Raw genomic sequence first — 23,309 nt, 5'->3', positions numbered from 1 at the left:
CCCTGGGCGGAGCCGATTACGTCTCAGCCGGCATACCAAGCGGCACAAGCTGCATTGCAGCAGCAGGCTAACGGGGACGTACTCGACGCAGCCCCGCCGGATACCTAAACCCCAATCCCAAACACATGCTGAAGCGGAAGCCACCGGGTGGCTCCCGCAACATCGGCGATCCCTACTTAGGAGCCAGCGCCACCTAGAATTTTGGTCACCAGGTTTAGGCGCGTGCTGGCGCCGAAGATGGTGATGAGGCGTGAGACATGCTTCTTCACGGCGGATTCCGAATAATGAGTGGCGGCGGCGATCTCTGAATTGGAGTTGCCGGCGAGGAGGAGCTTGAGGACGGCTATTTCGGCGTCGTGAAGCTCGTGGCTCTCAATGGCGGCGGCGACGGGATCGCGTGGGGTGGCAGGCTCACCGATGTAGTCGACCAAACGGTGCATGGCGGCGGGCGCCACGACGGTGCCACCTTCCACAGCGGCTCGAACCGCCTCAATGATGGAGCGCGGGCGTTGGTTCTTCAAGATATAACCCGCGCCGCCCGCCCGCAGGATCTTCAGCATCGTGTCATCCGAGTCGAAGGCGGTCACCGCCAAAAACGTCGGGGGATTCGGTCCAGAATTAAGGTGCTTGAGCAGCGTAATGCCGTCCATGTGCGGCATGTGAATATCGGCGAGGACGAGGTCCGGATTGACTTCTTCAATCTGCGCTAAGCAATCCGCACCATTGGTTGCCTCACCGACCACCGTGATGTCTTCGGTGGTCTGGAAATAGACGCGGAGCGTCGAGCGAACGAGCTCATCATCATCAACGAGGAAAACCCGAATGCTCATGGAGAAACAGTTTAGCCGCACCACCAGCGCTGGGGGCTGGTGGAGCAACGGAAGTGGTCGGCGAATTCGCTCGCGTACGACCTGTAGAAGGTGAATCCGGTGGACTCAGTGCTCTCAGTTGCGGTGGTTGCAGCGGTAGCTTCAACAGGAGTCTCAGCAGCGCTGGCAATTGGTGCCGAGAACAGCGCGAGTGCTGCGGCGGCAACGGCTAGGGAAGTACGCATGTCGAACCTTTTAAAATCTAAGAAATAGCGGACTATCGGGCAATCTTACTATATTTTCCTTAGGCAGGCGGCCGGTAGAGAAAGGCGTGTGACCCAGAGATTGCCTTCTTTGCCACTGCCGAAGCTGCCGTGCATCCTGCGAACGCGGCGGGCGATTTCCCCCAAGCCCAGGTTCGTCGTCATGTACTGGCGTGATTGTTGCGCCGCAATCTCGGACGTGATCACGAGGTCGATGGATTTGGAGCTGCCGGTGGCCTCGATGCTCACACGGGATTCAGGGCGAGCGTACTTGAGGATGTTAATGGCGAGTTCAGAGAACACGAGGGAGAGCTTTTCCGGTAGCGCGAGCTCACCGTTCTTGCCTACATTGATCTGTGCTTCGCAGTGGAAGCCGTGGCTGCTCAGGAAGCTAACCATGGTGTCGAGGTCTTCTTCCAAGGACTTAACTCCCTGAGTCACGCTCTCATTCTTCATCACGCGCAATAGATCACGGACCTCGCCCATGGCCCGGCGGGCGTCGTTAGCAATCGCTTCCGCGGAGTCAGCCGCGGAAGGGTCCGTTTGGGTCAGCGCCAAGGTTTCGGAGCGCATGACCACGGAGGTTAGCGTCGCAGCCACCGAATCGTGCAGTGCGGTCATCAGCGCCTCGCGCTGCTGGGCGGCGCGCTGTTCAGCAGCGAGACGCTGGTCCCGGGTTTTGCGCAGCGCGGCCCCAATAACGATGGCTACCGCATACAAGATGAGAGGCAGCGACAGGTTCAAGGGATCGAAATCCGGAAGATAGTTGTTCGCAGGATCCGTCGTGACGAGGTAGGTGTACGCCACCGCTGGAAGGACCGCCCACAGCCAGCGCGTGCGAAACGCCACGATGCCCACGATGACGGGGCTCCACGCCAAGAGCAGGAAAGACCGCCACTCCGAGAGCCACACCGTCAGCGCAAAAAGCGCACCGTACCCGCAGGCCGCCACAAGAGGGTAGCGGAGGGCCAGCGGCGTCAGCGTGACACCGAGGCCGGCGAGTACGAGTGCGCCAGGGGTGAGGAAGCTTTTGTCCACCGTGACGGTGAGCATCACCAGAATGATGCAGCCGACACCGGCGATGCTATAGAACCTCGAGGAGTTCATTGGCGGCGATGAAAACTAACGCCAGCCCATCGTCATCAACAGGCCGATGATGGCCAGGCCGAAGCCGATGCCGTAGTTCCACGGGCCCAGCTCCTGCATGAACGGAATGGACTCGCCCGCCAGGTAGTTCACGACCAGCCAGAGCAGGCCGAGGAGCATGAGGCCCAGCATGATGGCGATGTACCACTTCGGGGTGCCCTCAGAGTTGATCTTGACCGGGGTGCGGTTAGTAGCAGAGCTGGAGGACTGCGGGAGTGCGGAGCCCTCCGTCGTGATCTTGGACTTTGGCATTGTTACACCTTCACGAAGAATAGGGGGGTTAATCTGTGGAATACCTTAGCAGCTGCGGCAATTAGAGCTACTGCGGCAGCAGCGCCGCAGGGTCAAACTCCCAGAACCGGACGTGGATGGTCGCATCCTTGCGGATGACATCGCCGCGGCTTGCCGACGCCCACCCAATCTTGTCGCTGTCGATCGGGTTAGACGTTGGGATGCGCTCGCCCACGTCGAGGGAGCCAGACCAGCCCTTGGCGCGCAGCGCGGATTCGGCTTCCTGCTGGGTGGAATGCGTCAGGTCCGGTGCCTGGATGAGCATCGCGTTCGAGACCTCCAGGGTGACCTGGCTGCCCTTGGGCAGCTTCTGGCCCTTCTCGACGACCCTGAGCACCTGGTTTTCCGGAAGCTCAGAGTCCACCGAGTTCACGTTGACGTCAAAGTCCATGGAGGACAGCATCTCGACCGCGCGGTCACGATCCATACCGCTGACATCCGGGACGCTGACTTCCTTCTGCCCCTTGGAGACGGTGATCCGCACCTTCGAACCCTTGGACAGCTGCGTACCGCCCGCCGGGTTCTGGGAAATGATCTCGCCCGCAGGGGCCTCATCGTTCACCTGCTCGACGTCGGTGTGGAGCTCTAGCTCGGCTTCCTCCAGCGCGGCGGTGGCTTCATCCAGCTTCATGCCGGTGAGATCCGGGACCTCGGTGACCTCCTTGCCGGAGGACACCGTCAGCGTGACCGAGGAGTTCTTCTGCAGCTCTGAGCCTTCCGCAGGGTTGATGCGGATGACCTTGCCGCGCGGCACATCGGGGCTGGCTTCCTCGTTGATGCTTACCAGCAGGCCAAGCTTCTCTAGTTCCTCTACCACTTCGTTGCGCGGGCGGTTGGCCACCTTCGGGATAGTCACCATGTTCGCGCGCTGGGCTGCTTCATGCTGCTCCTGCTCGCGCTCGCGGGCCTCTTGGCGGGAGCTATCCCAAAAGTCCCAGGCAAAATAACCAATGATGGCGACGAGAGAGGCCGCGAGCAGCGCCGCCAGCCACTTCAGACCGGAGCCGGACTCATCGTCTTCAGAGGGACGAGTCGAGGCCACCGGTGCGCGGTGCTGCGCGGCCACGGGTGCCACCATCGTGGTGGGGTGATCCTCATCGTTGACGTGGGAGCGTGCTGCCTCCGGCAGCTGGCCCTGGGCCAAACGCTCGAGGTCATCGCCCATTTCCCAAGCAGATTGGTAGCGGTCCGCGGGGTGCTTGGCCATCGCCGTGAGCACGACGGCGTCGACGCCGAGGCGCTGCCGTTCCGTCAGCTCTTCGGTGATGAGCTCCGAGGGCGGTGCGGGATCCTCCTGCACATGCTGGTAAGCCACCGCAAAAGGTGTTTCACCTTCAAACGGCGTGCGGCCGGTAACCGTTTCATACATGACGCAGCCCAAAGCGTAGACGTCAGAGCGGGCGTCGGCAGGCTTGCCGCGGGCCTGTTCCGGCGAGAGGTACTGCGCGGTGCCGATCACCGCGGAGGTCTGCGTCATCGCGGACGTCGAATCATCCAGCGCGCGGGCGATGCCGAAGTCCATGACCTTCACCTGGCCGGTGTTGGTCAGCATGATGTTGGCCGGCTTAATATCGCGGTGGATAATCCCGGCCTCGTGGGAAGACTGCAGAGCGTCTGCCACCGGCTTGAGCACGCGCGCTGCCTCTTCGACCGGCATGGGGCCATCCTCACGGACGATGTCGCGCAAGGTGCGGCCCTGCACGTATTCCATGACGATGTAGGGCACCATCAGGCCATCGACGTCCTTTTCACCCGTGTCGAAGACGGCGACGATGTTCGGATGGTTGAGCTTGCCGGAATTCTGGGCCTCGCGGCGGAAACGCTCGCGGAAGTTGACGTCGCGCGCCATGTCGGGGCGCAGCATCTTGATGGCGACGGTGCGCCCCAAAACGGAGTCCTCGGCTTCGTACACCTCGGACATGCCGCCGGTGCCAATGGACTGGCGGAGGTGGTACCGATCACTGACCATGGTGGGTTACTGGCCTCCCTGTAGTGCGGATTCTTCGGTGGGGTTGCTCTGTGAGTCTAGTTCGGGCGCGGGCGTTGGGCTGTCATTGACCTGCGGTTGCGTCTCCTCCGTAGGGAACTCGGGCGGGTCCTGATGGGTCGTGTGTTCCGTGGTCACCGGCGGGGCGGGGATGACCGAGTGCGTCGTGGTAACGGTGACCCGGGTTGGTTCCTCCTCGACGGTGGTGATCTCGACAGTCTCGGGAGCTTCCGTTTCCTCTTCCTCTGTCGTCTCCGGCACAACCGTCTCGGTCACGATGACCTCCGTCGGCGCTGGTGGTGGGGTCGGTGCCGTGTTCCCCCACATCCGGTAGGCCATGAGTCCGACGGCCACGAGGGCGGCGATGGCCACGGCGATGAGCAACCCGGTGCCGAAACCACCTTTCTTGGCGGGGCGCTCCTCCGGCTCTGGTGTAGAAGGCTGGACGGCTGGCCGCACCGTGGTGGGGTGCGCCATGTTGGCCAGCATTTCCGTCGAGGCGGAGGGAGAAGGTTCAGCAGCGATGGGTGCGAGCGCCGCGGATTTGGGCTGCGGCGGGCGCTGGCCCTGGCGTACGGCCGAGATCGCATTGGTGAACTCGTTGCCATCAGCGAAGCGGGTGTTGGGGTCCTTGCGCAGGGCCATGCCGATCAGTTCCCGGGTGGGCGCGCTAATCGACGTCGACAAGGGCTCCGGCGCCTGACTAATGTGTGCCAGCGCCACCGATACCGAGGAATCACCGCTGAAGGGGCGCTTGCCGGCCAGCATCTCGTAGCCCACCACACCGAGTGAATAGACATCCGAAGTTGGGCCGACCTCGTAGCCCTGGGCCTGCTCGGGGGAGACGTACTGGGCGGTGCCGACGACCATGCCGGTGCGGGTCAGCGGCACGGCGGCGGCGGCCTTGGCGATGCCAAAGTCAGTGATCTTGACCTGCCCGTTTTGGGTAATCATGAGGTTGCCGGGCTTGATATCGCGGTGCACCAGGCCCATGTGGTGGATCACGGATAGGCCGTGGGAGGCCTGCTCCATGACGTCGAGCGCCAGGGTCTCCGGCAGCGCGCCCTCGCGTGCCAAGAGGTCTGCCAGGGATTCGCCGCGGATGTACTCCAGGGCCATGTAGCAGAAGGTGCGGCCGTTGTCCTCGAGCTCGCGGTAGTCGTAGGTGGCCACGACGTTCTCGGAATCGATGGACTCTGCCGCCTTGGCCTCGTTGCGGAAGCGCGAGAGAAACTCGTTGTTGTCGGAGAACTCGGGGCGCAGGACCTTGAGGGCGACTTCGCGGTCGTTGCGCACATCATCCGCCAGCCACACCGTGGACATGCCGCCGTGGCCGACGATCCACTGCAGCTGGTAGTCCTCACCGATCAGTTCTTGGAGGTGCTTTTTGTTATCTGCACTATTCACTACTGCTCACCTCCGTATGCGCGCAGGATGGCGCGGCCGATAGGCGCGGAGACCTGGCCGCCGGTGGCATTCTGGCCAAGGTGCCCGCCGTCCTTGACCACGACGCCCACCGCGATGTCCTTGTCCGGGTCGAAGGCCACGTACCATGCGTGCGGGGCGAGGCCCTCACCGTGCTCAGCGGTGCCGGTCTTCGAGGCAAAACCGTTTCCGTCGTAGCCGAAGGTGCTGCGCTCGGAAGCGAACATGAGGTCCTTGATGGTATTAGCCGTTTCTTCATCCACAGCTTCAGCGGCCTGGCGCGGTGTGGTGGTGCGCAGCTCATTCATTTGGGCATCGGTGATGCGGTTGACCAGGTAGGGCTCCATGCGCTTGCCCTTATTAGCCACGGTCCCGGCCATGATGGCTGCCTGGAGGGCGGACATGGTCACGTCGCGCTGGCCGATGGCGGATTGGGCGACTTGGGCGCCGTCGCCAAGCTCGCCGAGCGCGCCGGCGGAAGTATTAACACCCAACGAGTACTTCTCACCCACGCCGAAGCCTTCGGCGTACTTGCGCAGCTCATCGGCGCCGATGCTTTCCGACATCTGCACAAAAGCGGTGTTGCAGGACAGCGCGAAGGCCGTCTGCAGGGTGACGCTATCCGCGCCGCCGCAGGACTGGTTGCCGTAGTTGGTGAGCTCCGTGACGGTATCGGGCAGCGTAATGGACGCCGCGCCGGTCAGCGTGGAGTTCGGATTGAAACCGTTATTGAGGCCTGCGGCAGTCGTAATGATCTTGAAGATGGACCCGGGCGGAAGGGTGTCCTGCGTGGCGTGGTTGACCAGCGGGGTGCCTTCCTGGTTCTGCAGCTGCTCCCACTTCTCGCCGGCGTTATCACCGAGCAGGTCGGAGACGTTGAAGCTGGGGGAAGAGGCCATGGCCAAAATCTTGCCCGTCGAGGGCTGGATGGCCACGGCCGCGCCGTTATAACCCGGTCCAGCGAGCTGATCGTAGGCGGTTTGCTGCAGGGCCGGATCGACGGTGACCTCGACGTTCGCGCCCTTCTGCGGCTTGCCGGACAACATATCGAGCCAATTGCGCGCCAGCAGCGAATCATCCTTGCCATTGAGGATGTCATTCTGGGAGGCCTCCAGCTGGGAGGCGCCGAAGCGCTCCGACAGGTAGCCGGTGATATCAGCGAAGGCCGGGGAATCGGTGGGGTAGGAACGCGAGTAATTGCCGTTCTCATCCGCGGTGGACTGCGCCAAGACCGTATCGCCGGCGAAGATCTGGCCGCGCGGGGTCGTGCGCATTTCCAGATAGCCGCGAACATTCTTGGGGTTGTGGGCGTATTTATCCGTCGAAAACGCCTGCACCACCGTGAGGTTCACCAGGAGGACGGCGGTAAGGATCAGGGCAAAGAGGGAAACGAGGCGGATCGATCTATTCATCGCGTGGCCTCCTGGACGGCGGGGAACATGGACGTGTCAGTGGGTGCGTTTGAGCTCAGCTCGCGCGCCGGGCGGCGTGCCGCGTTGGAGATGCGCAGCAGGATGGCCAGCAGCATGTAGTTAGCCATGAGAGAGGAACCACCCGCAGACATGAACGGCGTGGTCAGGCCCGTCATGGGCAGCAGCGCGGAGATGCCGCCGGTAACGACGAAGACCTGCACGGCCAGCGTCAGGGCCAGCCCTGAAGAGACCAGCTTGCCGTAGGTATCGCGGCAGGTCAGCGCGGTGCGGAAGCCGCGGGAGACGAGCATGGCAAACAGCACAAGCACCGCGGCGAGGCCAACCAACCCGAACTCTTCACCGATTCCGGCCAGGATAAAGTCCGAATGCGCCACCGGCACCATGTCCGGGTGGCCCTGGCCTAGGCCGGTGCCGGTAATACCGCCGGAGGACATGCCGAAGAGCGCCTGGGAGAGCTGGTAGCCGGTGGAATCATAGTTAGCCAGCGGATCCAGGAAGTTGGAGAAGCGCTGCTGGATCTTCTCCGAGACCTGGTAGATGCCGAAGCCACCGATGCCCACGAGGATGACGCCAATGAGCAGCCAGCTCACGCGGTTGGTGGCCATAAAGAGCATGCCGAGCACGGTGCTAAACAGCAGCAGGGCTGGGCCGAAGTCATTGGAAATGCCCATGATGACAATCGCGATGCCCCAAATCACCAGGATGGGGGCGAGATCCCGCAGGCGCGGCAGGGAAATACCCAAGAACTTGTAGCCGGCCACCGTGAACAGCGAGCGCTTCTGGGTCAGCAGCATGGCGAAGAACAAAATCAGCAGGATCTTGGAGAACTCACCCGGCTGGATGGAAAAGGGTCCGAGCCACAGCCAGATGCGGGCGTCGACGCCCGGCGGCTGCGGCCACACCAGGGGCAAGGCGAGGAGGATCAGGCCCAGCGCGCCCAAGATATAGGAATACCGCGTCAGCGAGCGGTGATCTCGCAGGAGGACGAGCACCAGCGCGAAGAGGATGAGGCCCACGATGGTCCACATCACCTGCCGCACCGCCAGCCCGCCGCCATTAGCTAGATCGAGGCGCTGCAACAGAATGAGCCCGGTGCCGTTGAGCACCGCGACGATGGGCAGCATGAGCTGATCCGCATAGGGTGCCAGGAAACAGAGCACCAAGTGAGCGACAGCAAAGACGCCGATGAAACCGCCGATGAGGTAGAGCACATCGAGTGTCAGCACGTTGCCTTGGGACAGCTCAAGGCTGACCAAGGTGATGGCGAAAACCACGGTGGCCAGCACGAGCAGGCCGAATTCGGTGCCGCGGGAGAAGAATTTACTCACCTACTTCACCTCCCGGCAGTTTCCTTTGGACGCGCTCTTGTCATCTTTTCCGTCTTTTCCGTCCTTCGAGGCCTTCGGGCAAGGCTTGAGCGCCTTGTCCGAGAGCTGCGACAGCTGCGTTTGCACCTCGTCATAGGAGCCGGAGGGCAGGTTGCCCACAGCGGCACGTTCAGATTCGGGCAAATCCTTCAGCGTGAACGGCGCAAAGTCGCCCGCGCACTCTCCGTGCCCGAGCTTGAGCGCATTGTCCTTGCCTAGGCACGCATTCTGATACGTGTGGTGCAGCGGGCGGCCAAAGATTTCATAATCCGCACCCTGCTGGATAGTGAGGGTGCCACCCTCATCCGTAGCCACGTAATAGTTATTGCCCAGATAATTCTTCATCCAGAGCCCGCCACTGACGACGAGCACGATGACGATGGCAAGGCACGCAATCACCTTCCACCCAATCCGGCTTCGCTGGGGCCGCCGCTGTGGGTCCTCCTGGGGCTTCTCCTCAGCGGCCTGGGCTTTTGGGGGCGAGATCAGCTTTGCGGCGCGGCTCGCGGAAGAATCCGGGTGCGTCGGCTCCGGAACAACACCTTGGATGGCGCCGACGGTGATGGGGGAGTCCTCGTCACCCTCCGCTTCCACGACCTCTGCCACCACAATGGTGACGTTGTCAGGGCCGCCGGAGCGCAGCGCTAGATCCCGCAGGGTGGTGGCGGCTTCCTCGACCGTGCCCTGCTTCAGCGCCTGCTCGATGGTAGAGGCCGTCACTGGATCCGAGAGGCCATCCGAGCACAACAGGAGGCGGTCGCCCGGTTCAGCATCGAGCATGAAGAGCGTCGGCTCTACCGGGCGGCCCGTGTAGGCCTTGAGGATCAACGACTTTTGTGGGTGGGAAGATACATCTTCTGGATCGAGCTTGCCCTCATCCACCAGGGACTGTACATAGGTGTCATCCTTAGTGATCTGGGTCAGCTTGCCCTCACGCAGCCGGTAGCCGCGGGAATCACCCACGTGGCACACGCCGAACTCGGAGCCGTTAAAAAGCAGGGCGGTCAGCGTGGTGCCCATGCCCTCCGTCTCCGGGTGCTCGTCCACGTGCTCGCGGATCGCCGCATTAGCGTCTTCCGCCGCCGCGCCGAGCAGGGCCAGCATGTCGTTATCGCCCGGATCACGCTCGAGGGAGGCCATGTGCTCCACCATGGTGGTGGAAGCGACCTCGCCGGCGGCGTGGCCACCCATGCCGTCGGCCAGCACCAGCAGGTGCGGGCCCGCGTGGGCGGAATCCTCATTGTTTTCGCGGACCAATCCGCGGTCCGTCACTGCAGTAAAAGTCAGGCTTAAAGTCATGCCATCAACCTCACGGTCGTTCGGCCAAGTTTGATATCGGAGCCGACTCCGACTCGTTCTGGCTGGTCAATGCGAACGCCACCAACAAAGGTGCCGTTGCGGGATTCGAGGTCCTCCACGAACCACTCGCTGCCCCTGCGGAAGAGGCGGGCGTGGTGGCCGGAGGAGAAATCATCACCGGTGACAAAGTCACAGTCTTGCGCGCGGCCCATCGTACAGTCTTCGAGCGTGCCCAGTTCCATGTGGGAACCGCGCAGCGGCCCGTCCACGATGGCGATTTCACGCGGCGCTTCGCGACGCCTCTGGGCCCCCTTCACCGGGGACGATGCCTGGTAGACGCCGGCGGCCTTATTGGCGTCGCGGCGCATGGCGTTGAGCGCGACCAAGATAAACAGCCACAGCAACACCAGCAGGCCGATGCGCAGCGAGAGCAGCACGATCGAATCCATGAAAAGTCCTTACGCTAAGAATCTGGGAACAATTGCCGGGCGGCTTAGTAGCCGTGGTCTTCGAGGCCGGTGATGCGCACCTCGATGTGGGAGTGACCGAGGGTGATCACGTCGCCGTCGGCAAGCAGCCAGTTCTCAATCGGGGTGTCGTTGACAGTGGTGCCGTTCGTGGACTGCAGGTCCACCAACACGGCGTCCTGGCCATTCCAGGTGATCTCCGCGTGCTGGCGGGAGACACCGGTATCTGGCAGGCGCAGGTCCGCGTCGTTGCTGCGGCCCAGAATATTGGAGCCCTCCTGCACGTGGTAGACGCGGGAGGAGCCGTCCTGCAACATGAGCGTCACCGCCGGGCCCTGCGGCGCCGGCTGATTCGGGGTGGGGGCCATGAAGGCGGTGGTTGCGGCCTCGTCGGCGTTGTGCGGCTGGGTCATAGAGTCCTCCTGACCATGGTCGTGGTGGAAAATCGCATCGAATCCGGTTTCTTCGGTGGGCTCGTGATCCAAAAAAGAGGACACGCGCAACTGCCCAGTCCGCAGCCCCGACTCCTCCGCGATGCGGACGATGACCGGCCCGGCGAGGGACCAGCCACTGTTACGGATGAAGCGGGTGAGCTGATCAGCTAGATCCTTGGGAACATCCCGGTCCTGTGAGAGATTCTCGATGTCCTTGGAGGACACGCCGACGGTCATGACGTTGGGGCTATAAAGCTTGCCATCATCACCGCGGGACAGATTGTCTTGTGCCTCCTGCTTGAGAAGCTCCTCAATCTCTGCGGGGACGACTTTACCGCCGAAGACAAAGGCCATGCCGTTGTCCAGTCCGCGTTGCAGGGAAGAATCCAGCTTGGCGAGCTTGTCAAGAAATGCCATAGGGTAACGCCGTCCTCCTTTCGGGATGTTCAAGGGAGAGGTATAGCAGCGATCAGTATAGGTTGCTTTCCTCTAATTAACGTAGACGCGCGGCCTATAGTTCCCTGGAAAGTTCGGGTTTGCCAGCGGATTTGTAGAATCTGTTGGACTGCGTGCTAAGGTTAGCTAGTCGCCAAGACATCAATACCCTGCCCGGGTGGCGGAATTGGCAGACGCGCTGGCTTCAGGTGCCAGTGTCCTTATAGGACGTGCGGGTTCAAGTCCCGCCCCGGGCACGCTGAGCAGTTGAACAAACTGCGACACCGGAGGTAACAAACTCGAAAGAGTTCGTGACCTTCGGTTTCTTTGTTTCTCTGAACTTGAGCGGCCGGGATTTACATTCTAACTCCGCTCACCCCTAGCGGCAGTACCACCGCACTGCCCACAGAATGATGTCACGGGGGAAATGACGACCGGAGAAGATACCCATGGCTGTGATTATTTCACGTCGCTCTTCCTACTGCCCCAACTTTGCAACAGCACCCAAAGCCCTGGAATGAACTCCTGTCACCAGGGTCATTCCAGGGCATATTTCCCTGACTAAGAGAAGCAGTGACACAGAAGGCCTACCTCAGCGTGGGCCCTGTGGGCGTGCAGGTTCCGTGTGTGGCTGGTTTGCTTCGGCATGGTCGGCAGCGATTGATGACCGACTCTGGAGCGGGTGCCTTGTCTGGTCTCGCGGTTCAGGGTGGGTGGACTATTCGGCGGGTTGGATCTCGCTCTCGGTGACCCACTTGTGGTTGGTCATCGTCATCCCGTCGACGGTGAGATCAACCATGTAGACCGTCTCCTCGGTGGAGTAATCGATGGTGGCCTCAGCACCCTTCATGCCGGACATGTGCTCGGCATCCAGGACAACGCTCGCCCCGTCGGGCAGGGGGGCCTGACCCGGATCGACGAGCTCCTCATGGACGACCCAGCGGTGGTCGGTAACCGGGGCCCCACCCTCGGTGGGGGTGTAGCTGACCGAATAGGTCGTGGTGTCAAACGCCCTGGAAATGGTGGCTGTGGCCCCGTCCATGCCGGGCATGTGGTCAGCGGTGAGGATGACCTCGGTGCCCACCGGGTACGTGGGATCCTCGGCCTCTTCAATGCCTGCCGGCGGTGCCCCGCCGTCGGCAGGGTGGTCGTGCCCGCCGTGCCCTTCGTCGGCAGTGGTGGTGTCTTCCTGGTGGGTCTCGTTGGTCTCTGCGGTTGCCGTCGTGGTGCTGGTGGTGTCGGCATCGTCGGAGTTGTCGGTGGCGTCGCTGCAGGCGGTCAGCGCCAGGGTGGAGGTCAGTACCAAGGCGGCGAGGGTAATGCTGCGTTTCATGAGCGTTCCTTTCAAAGGTGGTGTGAGTTAGGGGTCGAGAGACAAGGTCAGTCAGTAACGGTTACGGGGGATATCGACCCACTGTGTTCCTCCTTCCCGTCGGTCGGAGCCAGGTGAGCCGGATCCAGATCAATGCGGCGCAACAGCTGGGCGTTCAGGGCCACCACGATGGTCGAGGCAGACATCAAGATCGCGCCCACGGCCGGGGACAGCACGAACCCGATCGAGGCGAGCACTCCGGCGGCCAACGGCACGGCGAGGATGTTGTAGCCAGAGGCCCAGATCAGGTTCTGGATCATCTTGCGATAGCTGGCCTGGGACAGCTCAATCATCGACAGCACTGCCCGCGGGTCATCACTGGCTAGGACCACCCCGGCAGATTCCATGGCCACATCCGTGCCGGCACCGATGGCGATACCGACTTCCGCGCGGGTCAGAGCGGGGGCGTCATTGACACCGTCACCGACCATGGCCACGCTCAAACCCTGGTCCTGCAGCTGCGTGACCTTGGTGTCTTTGTCCTGGGGCAGGACCTCGGCGAAGACCTCATCAATGCCTAGGTCCTGACCGACGGCGTGGGCCACCTGCTGGGCGTCGCCGGTGATCATCGCGACCTTCACCTCGCGGTCCTGCAGGGCTTTCACGGCGGCGCGGGATTCGGGGCGGATCTTGTCCTCGACGGCTACCGCACCGATGATCTGACCATCGCGGACAATATGGAGCACACCGGCCCCACGCCCGGTCCAGGCGCTGGTGGTGTCGGTGAGCTCGGCCGGGGTGGTGAGGTTGAACTCGCGCAGCATGTTCGGCCCGCCCACGAGGATCTCAGCGCCATCGACAGTGGCCCGGACCCCCGGCCGGAGGCGGCGTTGAAACCAGTTGCACGGATTTGCCGACCGGAGGCCTCGGGATGGGCGGCCGCGGCCGCCACGATGGCGCGGGCCACGGGGTGCTCGCTGTCGGCCTCCGCGGCGGCGGCTAGGGCCAGCAGCTCGCCCTCGGTGACGCCGACAGCTGCCGCGATACCGGTGACCGCGTGCGCACCCTCGGTCAGGGTGCCGGTTTTGTCGAAGAGCACCACGTCGATGGTGCGCATCCGCTCGAGCGCCATCCGGTCCTTGATGAGCACCCCGGATTTCGCGGCCCGCTCGCTGGAGATCGCAATGACCAGCGGAATCGCCAGGCCCAGGGCATGCGGGCAGGCGATGACCAGCACCGTGACCGTGCGCACCACGACATCGTCCGGGCTGCCGATGATGGTCCACACCACCGCGGTGATCAGAGCGGAGATCAGCGCGAACCAGAACAATAACGCCGCCGCCCGATCCGCCAGGGCCTGGGCCCGGGAGGAGGACTCCTGGGCGTCGGCAACCATGCGTTGGATCCCGGCCAGGGCGGTGTCCCCGCCGGTAGCCTCCACCCGGATGCGGACGGTGTTGTCGGTGGCCACGGTACCGGCGACCACCTTGTCACCGGTGTCGCGGAAGACGGGACGGGATTCGCCGGTGATCATCGCCTCATCGAATTCGGCGGCTCCGTCGAGGATGGTTCCGTCGGCCGGCACCCGGGCACCGGCCCTCACCAGCACGACGTCGTCGACGACCAGCTCGGAGATGGCCACGGTGCGGGTGGTCCCGTCGATGACTTTCTCGGCCTCATCCGGCAGCAGGGCAGCCAGCGCGTCAAGCGCGGAGGACGCGGACCCGAGAGCGCGCATCTCCAGCCAGTGGCCCAGCAGCATGATGGTCACCAGCAGGGCCAGCTCCCACCAGAAGTCCAGGTCAAAACCGCCCAGCCCCAGAGTGGTGACCCAGGAGGCGACAAACGCCACGGTGATGGCCATGGCGATCAGGAGCATCATCCCGGGTTGGCGGGATTTCAGTTCTTTCCATCCACCCTTGAGGAAAGGCGTTCCGCCGTAGCCGAAGATGATCGTGCCTAGCACCGGGGGGATCCAGGTGGATCCGGGGAATGCCGGGAGGTGGTAGCCGAGCAGGTGGGTGACCATGGGACTGAAAATAGCGACGGGAATGGACAGAATCAGCGACCACCAGAAGCGGTCCCGAAACATTGCGGTGCTGTGTCCGGCGTGTTCGCCGTGACTATGAACGTGGTGGTCTTCGTCCAGGGCGGAGTGCGGGTGATCGTGGGGCATCGCCTGGCCGTGGGTGTCGGCATCTGCGTGGTGTTCGTGGCTGGCATGATCCGGGTGGTGGGTGTGGTCTGTTTCCGGAGCGGGGTGATCACCATGGTGATCACCCGAATGGTGGGGAGTGCTCATGACGTTCCTTTCGCTCAACCCGGTCGGGGTCGAGATGATGAGTAAAACTGATCAGGATAAGACGGTGTAGCCGGCCTCCTCGATGGCCCGGCGAACCATCTCCGGAGGTACGACACCGGTGACCGTGACGGTGGAAACACCACCAGCAGCGAGATCAATCTGGACGTCGTCGACCTGGGGGAGGGCCTGAAGGGCCTGGGTCACGCTTTTCGCGCAGTGCCCGCAGGTCAGGCCGGTGACCTGGTAGCTAGGGGAGGACCCTCCTGCTGACGAGTCGCTGGTGGCAGGGATGGAGGCGGTGTCGGCACGTGAGGCAGGTCCGCAACAGCTGCAGCCGTGGGAGGCCATCGGCAAGAGGCGGGGCGGGGAGGTGATCATGGGAAAGCTCCTTCGGTTCGGTGGGGTGCGGCGATGCCGCTCTCTAGCAGATACCCCCCGGGGGTATATTTTCAGCATACCCTAGGGGGGTATATTTTCAATGGGTCGAGGTCGCGGCCCTCACGCGGGGCAGGGTGTGGTCACCGAGCAGCCTCCTCACTGTCGGGAGGGGACAGCGGGAGGCGGAGGGCAAAGACCGCTCCGCGACCGGGGCCGGGGGAGGTGGCGGTGAGAGTGCCGCCGTGGGCCTCGATCAATGCCTTGGAGATGGTCAGACCGATACCGGCCCCGCCGTTGTCCCGGGTGCGGGCGGCATCCCCCCGGTAGAAGCGTTCGAAGATGTATCTGAGCTGGTCAGGTGGGATGCCCTCGCCGTCATCGGCGACGTGGATGAGTGCGGTGGACGCCCCCTGTCGGTGGACGCTGATCCGTACCTGCCCGCCGGCCGGGGTGTGCCGTAGCGCGTTCGACAGGAGATTGCTCATCACCTGGCCGAAGCGTTGCCGGTCCACGAGCACCCGGGCGGTGTCTGTAATGGTCTCGACCTGTAAATCGACGCCTTTGTCAGCATAAGCTTCCCCCGCGGCAGCAGCGGCGGTATGGAGCAGATTCCCGAGCCCTTCCTCCGCCAGGTCCAAATCGATCCGGTGTTCCTGGGCCCGGGAGACATCGTCGATGTCTTCCATCAACCGGGTCAGGCGGGTGAGTTGGTCAGCCATGATCGTGTGGGTGGCATTATTCCAGTCCACGACCCCGTCTTGGAGACCATCGAGGTAGACCGTGAGCACCGATAAGGGGGTGCCCATTTCGTGGGCCAGATCAGAGAGCATCTGGCGGCGGACCTGTTCGGTGTGTTCCAGCCGGTCGGCCATGGTGTTGAACGCATGCGCCAGGGTGGTGACCTCGGGGCCTGCTTTTCCGGCGGGCACGCGGATACGGGAGTTGCCGGCCGTCAGGCTGGTAGCGGCGCGGGTGAGATCCTGCAGGGGGGTGCGCAGACGACGCGATAACCACAGGCTGGCCAGCAGGGCGCTGATCAAGGCGGTGGGCAGGGCGACGGCCAGGGTGATCAGGTTGGCGCCCCGGTAGGCCTGCTCGGCATGGAACAGCTCCAGCGAGGGGTCCTCCTGGCCGGTCATCAACATATGATCATGGAACAGGGTCGGACCCACCATCGTGGCCACGGCCGCGGCCACCAGTAGGCTAATCACCACGACCAACACCTGGGCGGCCAGGAAGCGGAAGGTCAGGCCGGGTCCGTGATTCATGGTTGCCCCACCCGGTAGCCCACGCCACGCACGGTGTCGATAAACCCCCGGCCCCGGGTGTCGGTGCCGAGCTTGCGACGCAAGTTGCCGATGTGGACATCGACGATGCGTTCATCACCGACCCAGGTGGTGTCCCAGACCTCGGTGACCAGGTCGTGGCGGGTCAGCACCTGGCCGGGGCGCAGGGCCAGGGCAACCAGCAGCTCGAACTCCGTCCGGGTGAGCTCCACGGTCGTCTCCCCTACCCGCACCTGATGGGCGATGGGGTCAAGGATGAGGTCACCAACGATCAAGGGGGTGGTCACCTGCGGTGGGGTGGTGCTGGTGCGCGGGCGGCGTAGCACCGCATGCACCCGGGTCACCAGTTCCCGGATGCTAAAAGGTTTGGTGATGTAGTCATCCGCCCCCAGGGTCAAACCGCTGATCTTGTCGTCCTCGCTGCCACGGGCGGTGAGCATGAGGATGTAGCAGTCCGAGAAGGTGCGGATCCGTCGGCACACCTCCAGGCCGTCGAGTTCGGGCAGCCCCAGATCCAGCACCACAACATCGGGGGAAAAGCGACGGGTCTCGTCCACGGCCTGAGTGCCGGTGTGCGCCTGGCGGGTATCGAAGCCGGCCCGGATGAGGTAGGAGGCCACCATCTGAGCCAGGGGTTGTTCATCATCGACGACCAGCACCCGCCCCGGGGGCGTGGCGGTGGTCGGTGTGCGGTTAGCCATGGACCCCAGTATCGCTCCGGCCAGGGGGGAATATCACCCTCGCTCAGTGCCCAGCGGGGAAATCTTCATCAAATCTTCAAACATCACCCTTCGACCGCCGTCACCCCTGCGCCCCACCCCGGGCCGGCGGCATCGCCTCCCCTGGTCGGTTCAGCAGGCGCCACCAGGGATTTCACTGCCTGCACCGCATACCCGGGGCGGGTAGAAGGACATCGCCCACGGCTGTGGGGTGGTGTCCCGGTGGTGACCCAGCCCACCGAATTCGCCCCCTTTTCGCCCTGTTATAAGGCTGTGAGCAGGGGTTTTGATTTCTAGTCCGTCAGGCACCCGTGCTAGATAAAGGTATGGCATCGACCTTGAGGCGGTGTCTTCTCACGGTCTTACCACGATCCAAGGAGATTGACGTGAAACGAGCAGCGATCGCAGCCGCCGCCCTTGCCCTCGCCCTCACGGGGTGTTCGGCCGCCGACCCGGAACCCACCGCCGACGGGACGGTGTCCCAGGATACATTCCTGACTACCCATGGCCTGGCCGGCATGGACGCGGTGGAGATCATTGATCACCTCGACCGGCAGAAGGTCACGGAGCGTCCCACGGATCTGATCGCCTCAGTGCGTGCCGATGAACTGCTGCTCTCGAGCGATGACCAGGAAGTCGTGGTCGATCTTCCCGACAATCAGACGTATGTCTCGATCGCACCCTATCTCACCTCCACCCACGACTGCTTCTACCACAGCCTCACGACCTGCCTGGGGGAACTCGACAATGAGGATATCCAGGTCACGATCACCGATGAGGCGACCGGTGAGGTGCTGGTGGACGAGGCGACAACCACCTTCGACAACGGGTTTATTGGCTTCTGGCTTCCCGATGATGCCGCCGGCCTGATTGAGGTCAGCTACCAGGGGCGTACCGGCACCACGGAGTTTTCCACCGCCGACGACGGTGCCACCTGCGTCACAGACCTGCGCCTGACGTGATGGCTCAGCAGGGTTCTCACCTGCACCTGTCTCCCGTGTCACTGAAATCTAGCACCAAGGAAGGTTAAATCATGATGAACGCGTTTCCCCGACGACAGTTTCTGCTCGGCGGGCTCGTCCTCGCCGGCACCGGGGCCGTGGCCGCCTGCACCAGCGACCCTGGACCCGCTGCCTCGGCACCAGGTTCCTCTCTTCGCCCCACTCCCACCCCCACTGCGCTCGGTGAGCCGACGGTGCGCCGGACACTGACCGCCCGGCCCCTCTCTCTGGATATCGGCGGCATCGAAGCCAAGACGTGGGGATACGTCTCTGACACCGAGGATACGGCCATTGAGGCCACCGTCGGCGACGTCCTCCAGGTCGATATCACCAATGAACTGCCTGAGAGCACCTCCATCCACTGGCATGGCATCGCACTCCACAACGCAGCCGACGGTGTGCCCGGCATGACCCAGGACCCCATTGAACCTGGCGAGTCTTTCTCCTATGTTTTTGAAGTCCCCCACGGTGGCACCTACTTCTACCATTCCCACTCCGGCCTGCAGCTTGATCGCGGCCTCCACGCCCCACTGATCGTCCGTGACCCGCAAGACGCTGAGGACCAGGACGTCGAGTGGACCATCGTGCTCGACGACTGGGTCGATGGCATTCAGGGCACTCCCGACGATGAGCTCGACAAGCTCACCGGAATGGGCTCGGGCGACCATAACGGGAAGAAGGGGATGGGAGGCCACGGCCATATGATGCACGGCACCCCGGACCGGGTACTGGGCGGGGATGCCGGCGATGTGATGTATCCGCACTACCTCATCAACGGACGTATCCCCCGTGCTCACCGGACCTTCGAGGCTCGCCCGGGTGACAAGGCCCGCCTGCGGTTTATCAACTCCGGCGGTGACACCATATTCAAGGTGGCCCTCGGTGGTCACCGCATGACCGTCACCCACACCGACGGCTTCCCCGTCCAGCCCCGGGAGACCGAATCGATCTACCTGTCGATGGGCGAGCGTGTCGACGTCGAGGTCATCCTCGGCGACGGCATCTTCCCGCTCACGGCTTTGGCAGTGGGTAAAGACGACCGCGCCTTCGCCGTCATCCGCACCGCCGGCGGCCAGGCCCCTCACCCCGATGTCGACTTCCCCGAGTTGTCGTCCACCGGACTGCTTCTGTCCTCCCTGAAGCCAGCAGACCGTGCACTCCTGCCCGAGGACACACCAGACCGAGAAGTCAGCATCGACCTGGGCGGGCAGATGATGCCGTATGAATGGAGCATTCTCACCGACGGCCAATCCTCCTCCGCGACCGTGCAGGCGGGCCAGCGCCTGCGGATGGTCATGCGCAACAGGACCATGATGCCCCATCCCATGCACATCCACGGTCACACGTGGGCGCTGCCCGGCAGCGGCGGGCTACGCAAGGACACCGTCCTTCTCCGCCACGGTGAAACCATGATCGCCGACCTGATCTCTGACAACCCCGGTGAGTGGGCATTTCACTGCCATAACGCCTATCACATGGAAACCGGGATGTTCAGCTCGCTTCGCTACGAGTAACCCGGCTCTTTTCCGCTTTGTCCTGCGGTATACAGCTAAGGTCGTTGTGCCCGTATATCGGGGACTCGGGAATTGTCCTTGATCCATGCTTCGGCATGAGGATCAATAAAGCTTGCCACCATTTGGATGGCGTTATCAACGGAGTCAAGATCTTCAAACTGCTGTCTGCTGCCAGGGGTTTTCTTCAACGCCTTCTTAACCTGAGGCCAGACGCTCGCCTGATAGTGACTGCTTAGGAGGAAGCGCCAAAAGTCGAAGCTGAGTTCAGCGATGATTTTTCCTAGTGGTGCATCCTTTTTCCCGGCCCGGTTCTTTGCTTTGCGGATATTCTTCTTTGCTGCATCGTTGAAAGGTATTCGATCGTCGTCAAACCATCGCTCGCCATACCTTCCGGTTAGGGCATTGTGAATGCTATTTCGGAGGAGTACTTCCAGGTGTTCGATGTCAGCAAGATAGGTCTTCGTGAGGTGAGTATTCCAAAGGTAGAGCGTTTCTGGTGATGGATGATCGGCGTACCTGCTCATTCGCGCAGATGAAAACCACTGGGACAGCTGTACTTGGGCTGGGCTTGGATATCCATATAGATATGATAATGTGCGCTTTGAAAACCCCGGAACGATCCCTGCACTACGAAAGTAGGAGTAAATCGCCGGGGTTATTGATATCTTCGGGGAATTATAGCGGCCAGAAATTCGAAGTTTTTCGCCCTTATTTACCGTGAATGACAGTGACAGATTTGTGATCCCTTGGGCTTGGGAGTTGTGGCAGTAACAGCTACCTTTGAAGGATGATTACTAATGAACTCCGAGAATTACTGACCGTAGCCACGACCCATGCGCAGCGCTTCCACGACGGGGTAGATCACACCGTAGCCGCAGCCCTCCTGACCGAATCCGGCAAACACGTGCTCGGTTTAAACGCATACCATTTCCTCGGTGGCCCCTGTGGTGAAATCTCGGCCTTAGCTAACCACGCTGCTAGTCATCCCGAGGATCCGATCCGAGCGGTAGTCGCCGTCCACGGCCCGACTGGCCAGGTGCTTTCGCCCTGTGGAAAGTGCCGCCAAGTGTTATTTGATACTGATCCGTCTATCCGGTGCATTGTGCGCGGAAGCAATGGACTTGAAGCACTCACCGTGGAAGAGCTCTTACCGTTCGCATATAACTGGCGTGACATGGACAAAGAGCAACGCATCTATATGTGGGAAGGCTACGAGGAATCAATTCGAAGCGGAGAAAAGCAACAAACCATTCGGGTGGATGATCCCTTCCACGAAGGAAGCGCCCAGATTGTCTTCGAGAAAGAATCCGGAGAGGTCGTCACCATTCCCGCAGCGGTCACGTCAGTTGTTTCTACCCAGCGGAGGTCCTTGACGGAGGAACAAGCCCGAAGAGATGGCTTTGGCTCTCTTGCTGAGCTTCATGAAGCGCTTGATACTCACTATCCCGGATTAGCTGAGGACGACGAAGTCGACGTCGTTGAGTTCACGCTCCGCAAGGCTTAAAAGCTTTGGCGAAGCCCACGCGGAAATGATTTTACCTAGACTGTCGGTATGTTCGGCCCCGCTTCCGCCCAGCCACCGCGGCTTATAGATTTCCCTGTGCTGCGGTTACCGTTTGTGGAGTTCGTGCTTGTTGGGCTGCTGGTGGCCCTCTTTTTCGTCGATACGCAAGGAACTGATGCTGAGAGTGGCTTCCTTGCAGTCTTTGTGCTTCTTCCCGCACTCGTGTTTCTGGGAATTGCTTACCTTGTTTCCCTGCCCATGCAGCGGAAGGTCATTACAGATTTCCGCCTGGATGCCGTTTTCGTCGTTATCGGGGCGGTTGGTCTCTTCGGCTGGGTCGGCCAGATGCTCATCGCTTTGCCCTTCCTGTGCTGCCTACCCGTGGGGCTTTCAGCACTGATCCGCAGAGGCATCGCCTTTGCGTTGTGGAAGAAGGGTAAAGGCCCTCAACTGCCGGAATGAGGTTACGCGCTTTGCCAGCGCATCCTGCCATCAGAAGCGGGTGCGCATGTCATCGGGACACCTCTCTTTGATACGCCGCTTCCGCCGCTGCAATACGCGCCGGGATGAACGTAGTTCTCCTGCACGGCGGGTGCTTCATACACCGCGGCGGCTTCTTGAACTGGAGGATTCGCAGCCAGCATCTCGTCCGAGCACTGTTGCGTCCAGCCAGAGGTTCCATCGCTGAAGAATGTCGTTCCGGTTTCGTGCAGCGAAGGGTCTCCACACGATGCGATGGTTTTCTCCATCGGAGTAGGCTGCGCCGCGCCGGGGGCCTCGGTGAAGCCGATGACTTCCTCTTGTGGTTGATCTATGTTGACGCCTTCGACGTTTTCCTCGGTAGCGGGGAGGGTGGGCTGTGGGCCCTCGTCTGCTGTTTCGGCAGTGGTGCTGGCTGTGCTTGTCGACGGCCCACTGCTACTCGTCGAGGTATTCGTGGAAGGTTCGAGGTCGAGGGAACAGCCGCTGAGAAAGAAGAGTGCAGCGGCAAGAGAGAGAAATCGCTTCATCACAGGTCCTAATGATATGCCGTGGTGTGCGGTGAGCACGCATGCGATTTCACTGATAGAGTTACGCCTTGTGTTCCCTGGTATTCTCGCTTCCTTGCTCTCCATCATCGTGACAGTGACGTCCTCCCTGTTTGGCGCCCCCACTTCTGCGAACGTCCCCGGGGTTCTACAGGCAACGAGCACGGTTGCAGCCAGCGATGATCGCGTCGCGGCGCTGTGGCGAAGCGGCAAACGCGAGTGCTCCGCGGGGTACATCGGCAATGATTGGTGGCTTACTGCTTCACACTGCTTGGGCCGCGACCTGCGTCTCACGCAGGCGGATGGTGACAGTGCCAAGGTGCTCGCCTCCACCCCGGTAGCAGAGAAGTCGGACGTCGCCCTGCTGAAAGCGGAACCCATGGACGCGGAGGCCTTCGAGTTGCCCTCGCGGCCACTGCGCGTCAATGACTCGCTCTTCCTCGTGGGCTACGGGGGGATGCACAATTTTGCCTCCGAGGCCGTGGTCCGCGTCGAAGAGACTGGGGTCGCTGGGGAGATCCAAGGCTATGATTTCGATAATCTCATCCAATCGCGCTCCATGTTTGCTTCGCGCACGTGCAACGGAGATTCCGGCGCGCCGCTCTACCAGGACACCATGATCTTCGCGGTGCACACCGGCGGTGAAGAAAACGAGGAGTGCACCGATGGCACGCGCCGCCACATGTGGCACAGCGAAATCTATCCGAATCTGCAGTCTCTGCGGGCGCTGATGGATAGCTACGATGACTTCGACTCGCCCGCAGCATTCGAGGAAGCAAAGAAACACGCCCAGACCCAAAAGAAAGAATCCAAGCGCTCCAGCAGCTTGAGCAGCCTTTCCTCCTGGTAGGTCGTTAGGCATACAGGAACCGTACAGCAGACGCTCAGGGATCGGCGCTAAGCTGTCTC

Annotated in this window: 22 protein-coding genes, 1 tRNA gene and 1 pseudogene; 6 read left to right on the top strand and 18 right to left on the bottom strand. The window is 62.1% G+C overall.

What is annotated here, in order from left to right; translation table 11 throughout:
• Positions 1–176: 176 nt before the first annotated feature.
• From HMPREF2993_RS11970 to HMPREF2993_RS11920, 11 genes are all read right to left on the bottom strand, one after another.
• Positions 177–830 (bottom strand): response regulator, encoded by a 654-nt coding sequence (locus tag HMPREF2993_RS11970; RefSeq protein WP_049156612.1) that lies wholly within the window; start codon positions 828–830, stop codon positions 177–179.
• Between the two features lie 11 nt (positions 831–841).
• Complete coding sequence (locus HMPREF2993_RS11965; RefSeq protein WP_070517665.1) at positions 842–1,054, bottom strand: hypothetical protein; 213 nt, start codon at positions 1,052–1,054, stop codon at positions 842–844.
• Between the two features lie 48 nt (positions 1,055–1,102).
• Positions 1,103–2,179, bottom strand: coding sequence for a sensor histidine kinase (locus HMPREF2993_RS11960; protein WP_070702542.1), 1,077 nt, complete (start codon positions 2,177–2,179; stop codon positions 1,103–1,105).
• A gap of 15 nt (positions 2,180–2,194) precedes the next feature.
• Positions 2,195–2,470 carry a cell division protein CrgA gene (gene crgA, locus HMPREF2993_RS11955; protein ID WP_010188168.1) on the bottom strand — a complete coding sequence of 92 codons (276 nt, stop codon included), beginning with the start codon at positions 2,468–2,470 and terminating at the stop codon, positions 2,195–2,197.
• Positions 2,471–2,537: 67 nt separating this feature from the next.
• Positions 2,538–4,478, bottom strand: a complete 1,941-nt coding sequence (gene pknB, locus HMPREF2993_RS11950; protein ID WP_070702540.1) for a Stk1 family PASTA domain-containing Ser/Thr kinase — start codon at positions 4,476–4,478, stop codon at positions 2,538–2,540.
• A 6-nt stretch (positions 4,479–4,484) separates the two neighbouring features.
• Positions 4,485–5,903: a serine/threonine-protein kinase gene (locus HMPREF2993_RS11945; RefSeq protein ID WP_049156622.1), complete on the bottom strand. Its 1,419-nt coding sequence runs from the start codon at positions 5,901–5,903 to the stop codon at positions 4,485–4,487.
• Entirely contained in the window at positions 5,903–7,333 is a 1,431-nt protein-coding gene (locus tag HMPREF2993_RS11940) for a penicillin-binding transpeptidase domain-containing protein (RefSeq protein WP_070702538.1), read from the bottom strand. Before HMPREF2993_RS11940 ends, HMPREF2993_RS11945 begins: the two co-directional genes overlap by 1 nt.
• Entirely contained in the window at positions 7,330–8,682 is a 1,353-nt protein-coding gene (locus HMPREF2993_RS11935; protein WP_070702536.1) for an FtsW/RodA/SpoVE family cell cycle protein, read from the bottom strand. Before HMPREF2993_RS11935 ends, HMPREF2993_RS11940 begins: the two co-directional genes overlap by 4 nt.
• Positions 8,683–10,020: a protein phosphatase 2C domain-containing protein gene (locus tag HMPREF2993_RS11930; RefSeq protein ID WP_070702534.1), complete on the bottom strand. Its 1,338-nt coding sequence runs from the start codon at positions 10,018–10,020 to the stop codon at positions 8,683–8,685. It lies immediately after the preceding gene.
• Complete coding sequence (locus tag HMPREF2993_RS11925) at positions 10,017–10,469, bottom strand: FHA domain-containing protein FhaB/FipA (RefSeq protein ID WP_046648650.1); 453 nt, start codon at positions 10,467–10,469, stop codon at positions 10,017–10,019. Before HMPREF2993_RS11925 ends, HMPREF2993_RS11930 begins: the two co-directional genes overlap by 4 nt.
• Before the next feature lie 44 nt (positions 10,470–10,513).
• On the bottom strand, positions 10,514–11,338 hold the full coding sequence (locus HMPREF2993_RS11920; protein ID WP_046648646.1) for a DUF3662 and FHA domain-containing protein: 825 nt from the start codon (positions 11,336–11,338) through the stop codon (positions 10,514–10,516).
• A 190-nt stretch (positions 11,339–11,528) separates the two neighbouring features.
• On the opposite strand from HMPREF2993_RS11920, the gene HMPREF2993_RS11915 reads away from it, so the two are divergent.
• Positions 11,529–11,613 (top strand) — tRNA-Leu (locus tag HMPREF2993_RS11915).
• Between the two features lie 461 nt (positions 11,614–12,074).
• On the opposite strand, the gene HMPREF2993_RS11910 is transcribed toward HMPREF2993_RS11915, so the two are convergent.
• The 5 genes and pseudogenes from HMPREF2993_RS11910 to HMPREF2993_RS11885 form a co-directional block, all read right to left on the bottom strand.
• Complete coding sequence (locus HMPREF2993_RS11910) at positions 12,075–12,689, bottom strand: YdhK family protein (RefSeq protein WP_049156630.1); 615 nt, start codon at positions 12,687–12,689, stop codon at positions 12,075–12,077.
• A 47-nt stretch (positions 12,690–12,736) separates the two neighbouring features.
• Positions 12,737–14,970: pseudogene (locus HMPREF2993_RS11905) on the bottom strand (copper-translocating P-type ATPase).
• 51 nt (positions 14,971–15,021) lie between these two features.
• Positions 15,022–15,348 carry a heavy-metal-associated domain-containing protein gene (locus HMPREF2993_RS11895; protein ID WP_049156640.1) on the bottom strand — a complete coding sequence of 109 codons (327 nt, stop codon included), beginning with the start codon at positions 15,346–15,348 and terminating at the stop codon, positions 15,022–15,024.
• 140 nt (positions 15,349–15,488) lie between these two features.
• Positions 15,489–16,616 (bottom strand): sensor histidine kinase, encoded by a 1,128-nt coding sequence (locus HMPREF2993_RS11890; RefSeq protein ID WP_049156643.1) that lies wholly within the window; start codon positions 16,614–16,616, stop codon positions 15,489–15,491.
• On the bottom strand, positions 16,613–17,335 hold the full coding sequence (locus tag HMPREF2993_RS11885; RefSeq protein ID WP_118781224.1) for a response regulator transcription factor: 723 nt from the start codon (positions 17,333–17,335) through the stop codon (positions 16,613–16,615). The genes HMPREF2993_RS11890 and HMPREF2993_RS11885 overlap by 4 nt, the downstream gene beginning before the upstream one ends.
• A 404-nt stretch (positions 17,336–17,739) precedes the next feature.
• On the opposite strand from HMPREF2993_RS11885, the gene HMPREF2993_RS11880 reads away from it, so the two are divergent.
• Positions 17,740–18,315: a CueP family metal-binding protein gene (locus HMPREF2993_RS11880; RefSeq protein ID WP_049156648.1), complete on the top strand. Its 576-nt coding sequence runs from the start codon at positions 17,740–17,742 to the stop codon at positions 18,313–18,315.
• A 71-nt stretch (positions 18,316–18,386) separates the two neighbouring features.
• Entirely contained in the window at positions 18,387–19,868 is a 1,482-nt protein-coding gene (locus tag HMPREF2993_RS11875) for a multicopper oxidase family protein (protein WP_049156651.1), read from the top strand.
• A 35-nt stretch (positions 19,869–19,903) separates the two neighbouring features.
• Here HMPREF2993_RS11875 and HMPREF2993_RS11870 read toward each other — a convergent pair whose 3' ends face one another.
• A complete protein-coding gene (locus tag HMPREF2993_RS11870) occupies positions 19,904–20,392 on the bottom strand; it encodes a hypothetical protein (protein ID WP_049156652.1) in 489 nt (162 codons plus the stop codon).
• Between the two features lie 263 nt (positions 20,393–20,655).
• On the opposite strand from HMPREF2993_RS11870, the gene HMPREF2993_RS11865 reads away from it, so the two are divergent.
• Positions 20,656–21,372, top strand: coding sequence for an ASCH domain-containing protein (locus HMPREF2993_RS11865; RefSeq protein WP_049156655.1), 717 nt, complete (start codon positions 20,656–20,658; stop codon positions 21,370–21,372).
• Positions 21,373–21,420: 48 nt separating this feature from the next.
• Positions 21,421–21,834, top strand: coding sequence for a hypothetical protein (locus HMPREF2993_RS11860; protein WP_049156658.1), 414 nt, complete (start codon positions 21,421–21,423; stop codon positions 21,832–21,834).
• Between the two features lie 2 nt (positions 21,835–21,836).
• Here HMPREF2993_RS11860 and HMPREF2993_RS11855 read toward each other — a convergent pair whose 3' ends face one another.
• Positions 21,837–22,382 (bottom strand): membrane lipoprotein lipid attachment site-containing protein, encoded by a 546-nt coding sequence (locus HMPREF2993_RS11855; RefSeq protein ID WP_049156661.1) that lies wholly within the window; start codon positions 22,380–22,382, stop codon positions 21,837–21,839.
• Between the two features lie 70 nt (positions 22,383–22,452).
• Here HMPREF2993_RS11855 and HMPREF2993_RS11850 point away from each other — a divergent pair, with 70 nt between their 5' ends.
• Positions 22,453–23,250: a trypsin-like serine protease gene (locus tag HMPREF2993_RS11850; RefSeq protein WP_049156665.1), complete on the top strand. Its 798-nt coding sequence runs from the start codon at positions 22,453–22,455 to the stop codon at positions 23,248–23,250.
• Positions 23,251–23,309 lie beyond the last annotated feature (59 nt).

The organism is Corynebacterium sp. HMSC068G04 (assembly GCF_001814885.1).
Lineage (GTDB): Bacteria > Actinomycetota > Actinomycetes > Mycobacteriales > Mycobacteriaceae > Corynebacterium > Corynebacterium hiratae.
The sequence above is the reverse complement of the archived record's forward strand: the minus strand, read 5'-3'. Positions and strand labels throughout refer to the sequence as shown.

Coding starts and splice junctions, on each gene's coding strand:
- HMPREF2993_RS11970 (WP_049156612.1), bottom strand. CDS start 830: ATGAGCATTCGGGTTTTCCTCGTTGATGATGATGAGCTCGTTCGCTCG.
- HMPREF2993_RS11965 (WP_070517665.1), bottom strand. CDS start 1,054: ATGCGTACTTCCCTAGCCGTTGCCGCCGCAGCACTCGCGCTGTTCTCG.
- HMPREF2993_RS11960 (WP_070702542.1), bottom strand. CDS start 2,179: ATGAACTCCTCGAGGTTCTATAGCATCGCCGGTGTCGGCTGCATCATT.
- crgA (WP_010188168.1), bottom strand. CDS start 2,470: ATGCCAAAGTCCAAGATCACGACGGAGGGCTCCGCACTCCCGCAGTCC.
- pknB (WP_070702540.1), bottom strand. CDS start 4,478: ATGGTCAGTGATCGGTACCACCTCCGCCAGTCCATTGGCACCGGCGGC.
- HMPREF2993_RS11940 (WP_070702538.1), bottom strand. CDS start 7,333: ATGAATAGATCGATCCGCCTCGTTTCCCTCTTTGCCCTGATCCTTACC.
- HMPREF2993_RS11930 (WP_070702534.1), bottom strand. CDS start 10,020: ATGACTTTAAGCCTGACTTTTACTGCAGTGACGGACCGCGGATTGGTC.
- HMPREF2993_RS11925 (WP_046648650.1), bottom strand. CDS start 10,469: ATGGATTCGATCGTGCTGCTCTCGCTGCGCATCGGCCTGCTGGTGTTG.
- HMPREF2993_RS11920 (WP_046648646.1), bottom strand. CDS start 11,338: ATGGCATTTCTTGACAAGCTCGCCAAGCTGGATTCTTCCCTGCAACGC.
- HMPREF2993_RS11910 (WP_049156630.1), bottom strand. CDS start 12,689: ATGAAACGCAGCATTACCCTCGCCGCCTTGGTACTGACCTCCACCCTG.
- HMPREF2993_RS11895 (WP_049156640.1), bottom strand. CDS start 15,348: ATGATCACCTCCCCGCCCCGCCTCTTGCCGATGGCCTCCCACGGCTGC.
- HMPREF2993_RS11890 (WP_049156643.1), bottom strand. CDS start 16,616: ATGAATCACGGACCCGGCCTGACCTTCCGCTTCCTGGCCGCCCAGGTG.
- HMPREF2993_RS11885 (WP_118781224.1), bottom strand. CDS start 17,335: ATGGCTAACCGCACACCGACCACCGCCACGCCCCCGGGGCGGGTGCTG.
- HMPREF2993_RS11875 (WP_049156651.1), top strand. CDS start 18,387: ATGATGAACGCGTTTCCCCGACGACAGTTTCTGCTCGGCGGGCTCGTC.
- HMPREF2993_RS11870 (WP_049156652.1), bottom strand. CDS start 20,392: ATGAGCAGGTACGCCGATCATCCATCACCAGAAACGCTCTACCTTTGG.
- HMPREF2993_RS11865 (WP_049156655.1), top strand. CDS start 20,656: ATGATTACTAATGAACTCCGAGAATTACTGACCGTAGCCACGACCCAT.
- HMPREF2993_RS11860 (WP_049156658.1), top strand. CDS start 21,421: ATGTTCGGCCCCGCTTCCGCCCAGCCACCGCGGCTTATAGATTTCCCT.
- HMPREF2993_RS11855 (WP_049156661.1), bottom strand. CDS start 22,382: ATGAAGCGATTTCTCTCTCTTGCCGCTGCACTCTTCTTTCTCAGCGGC.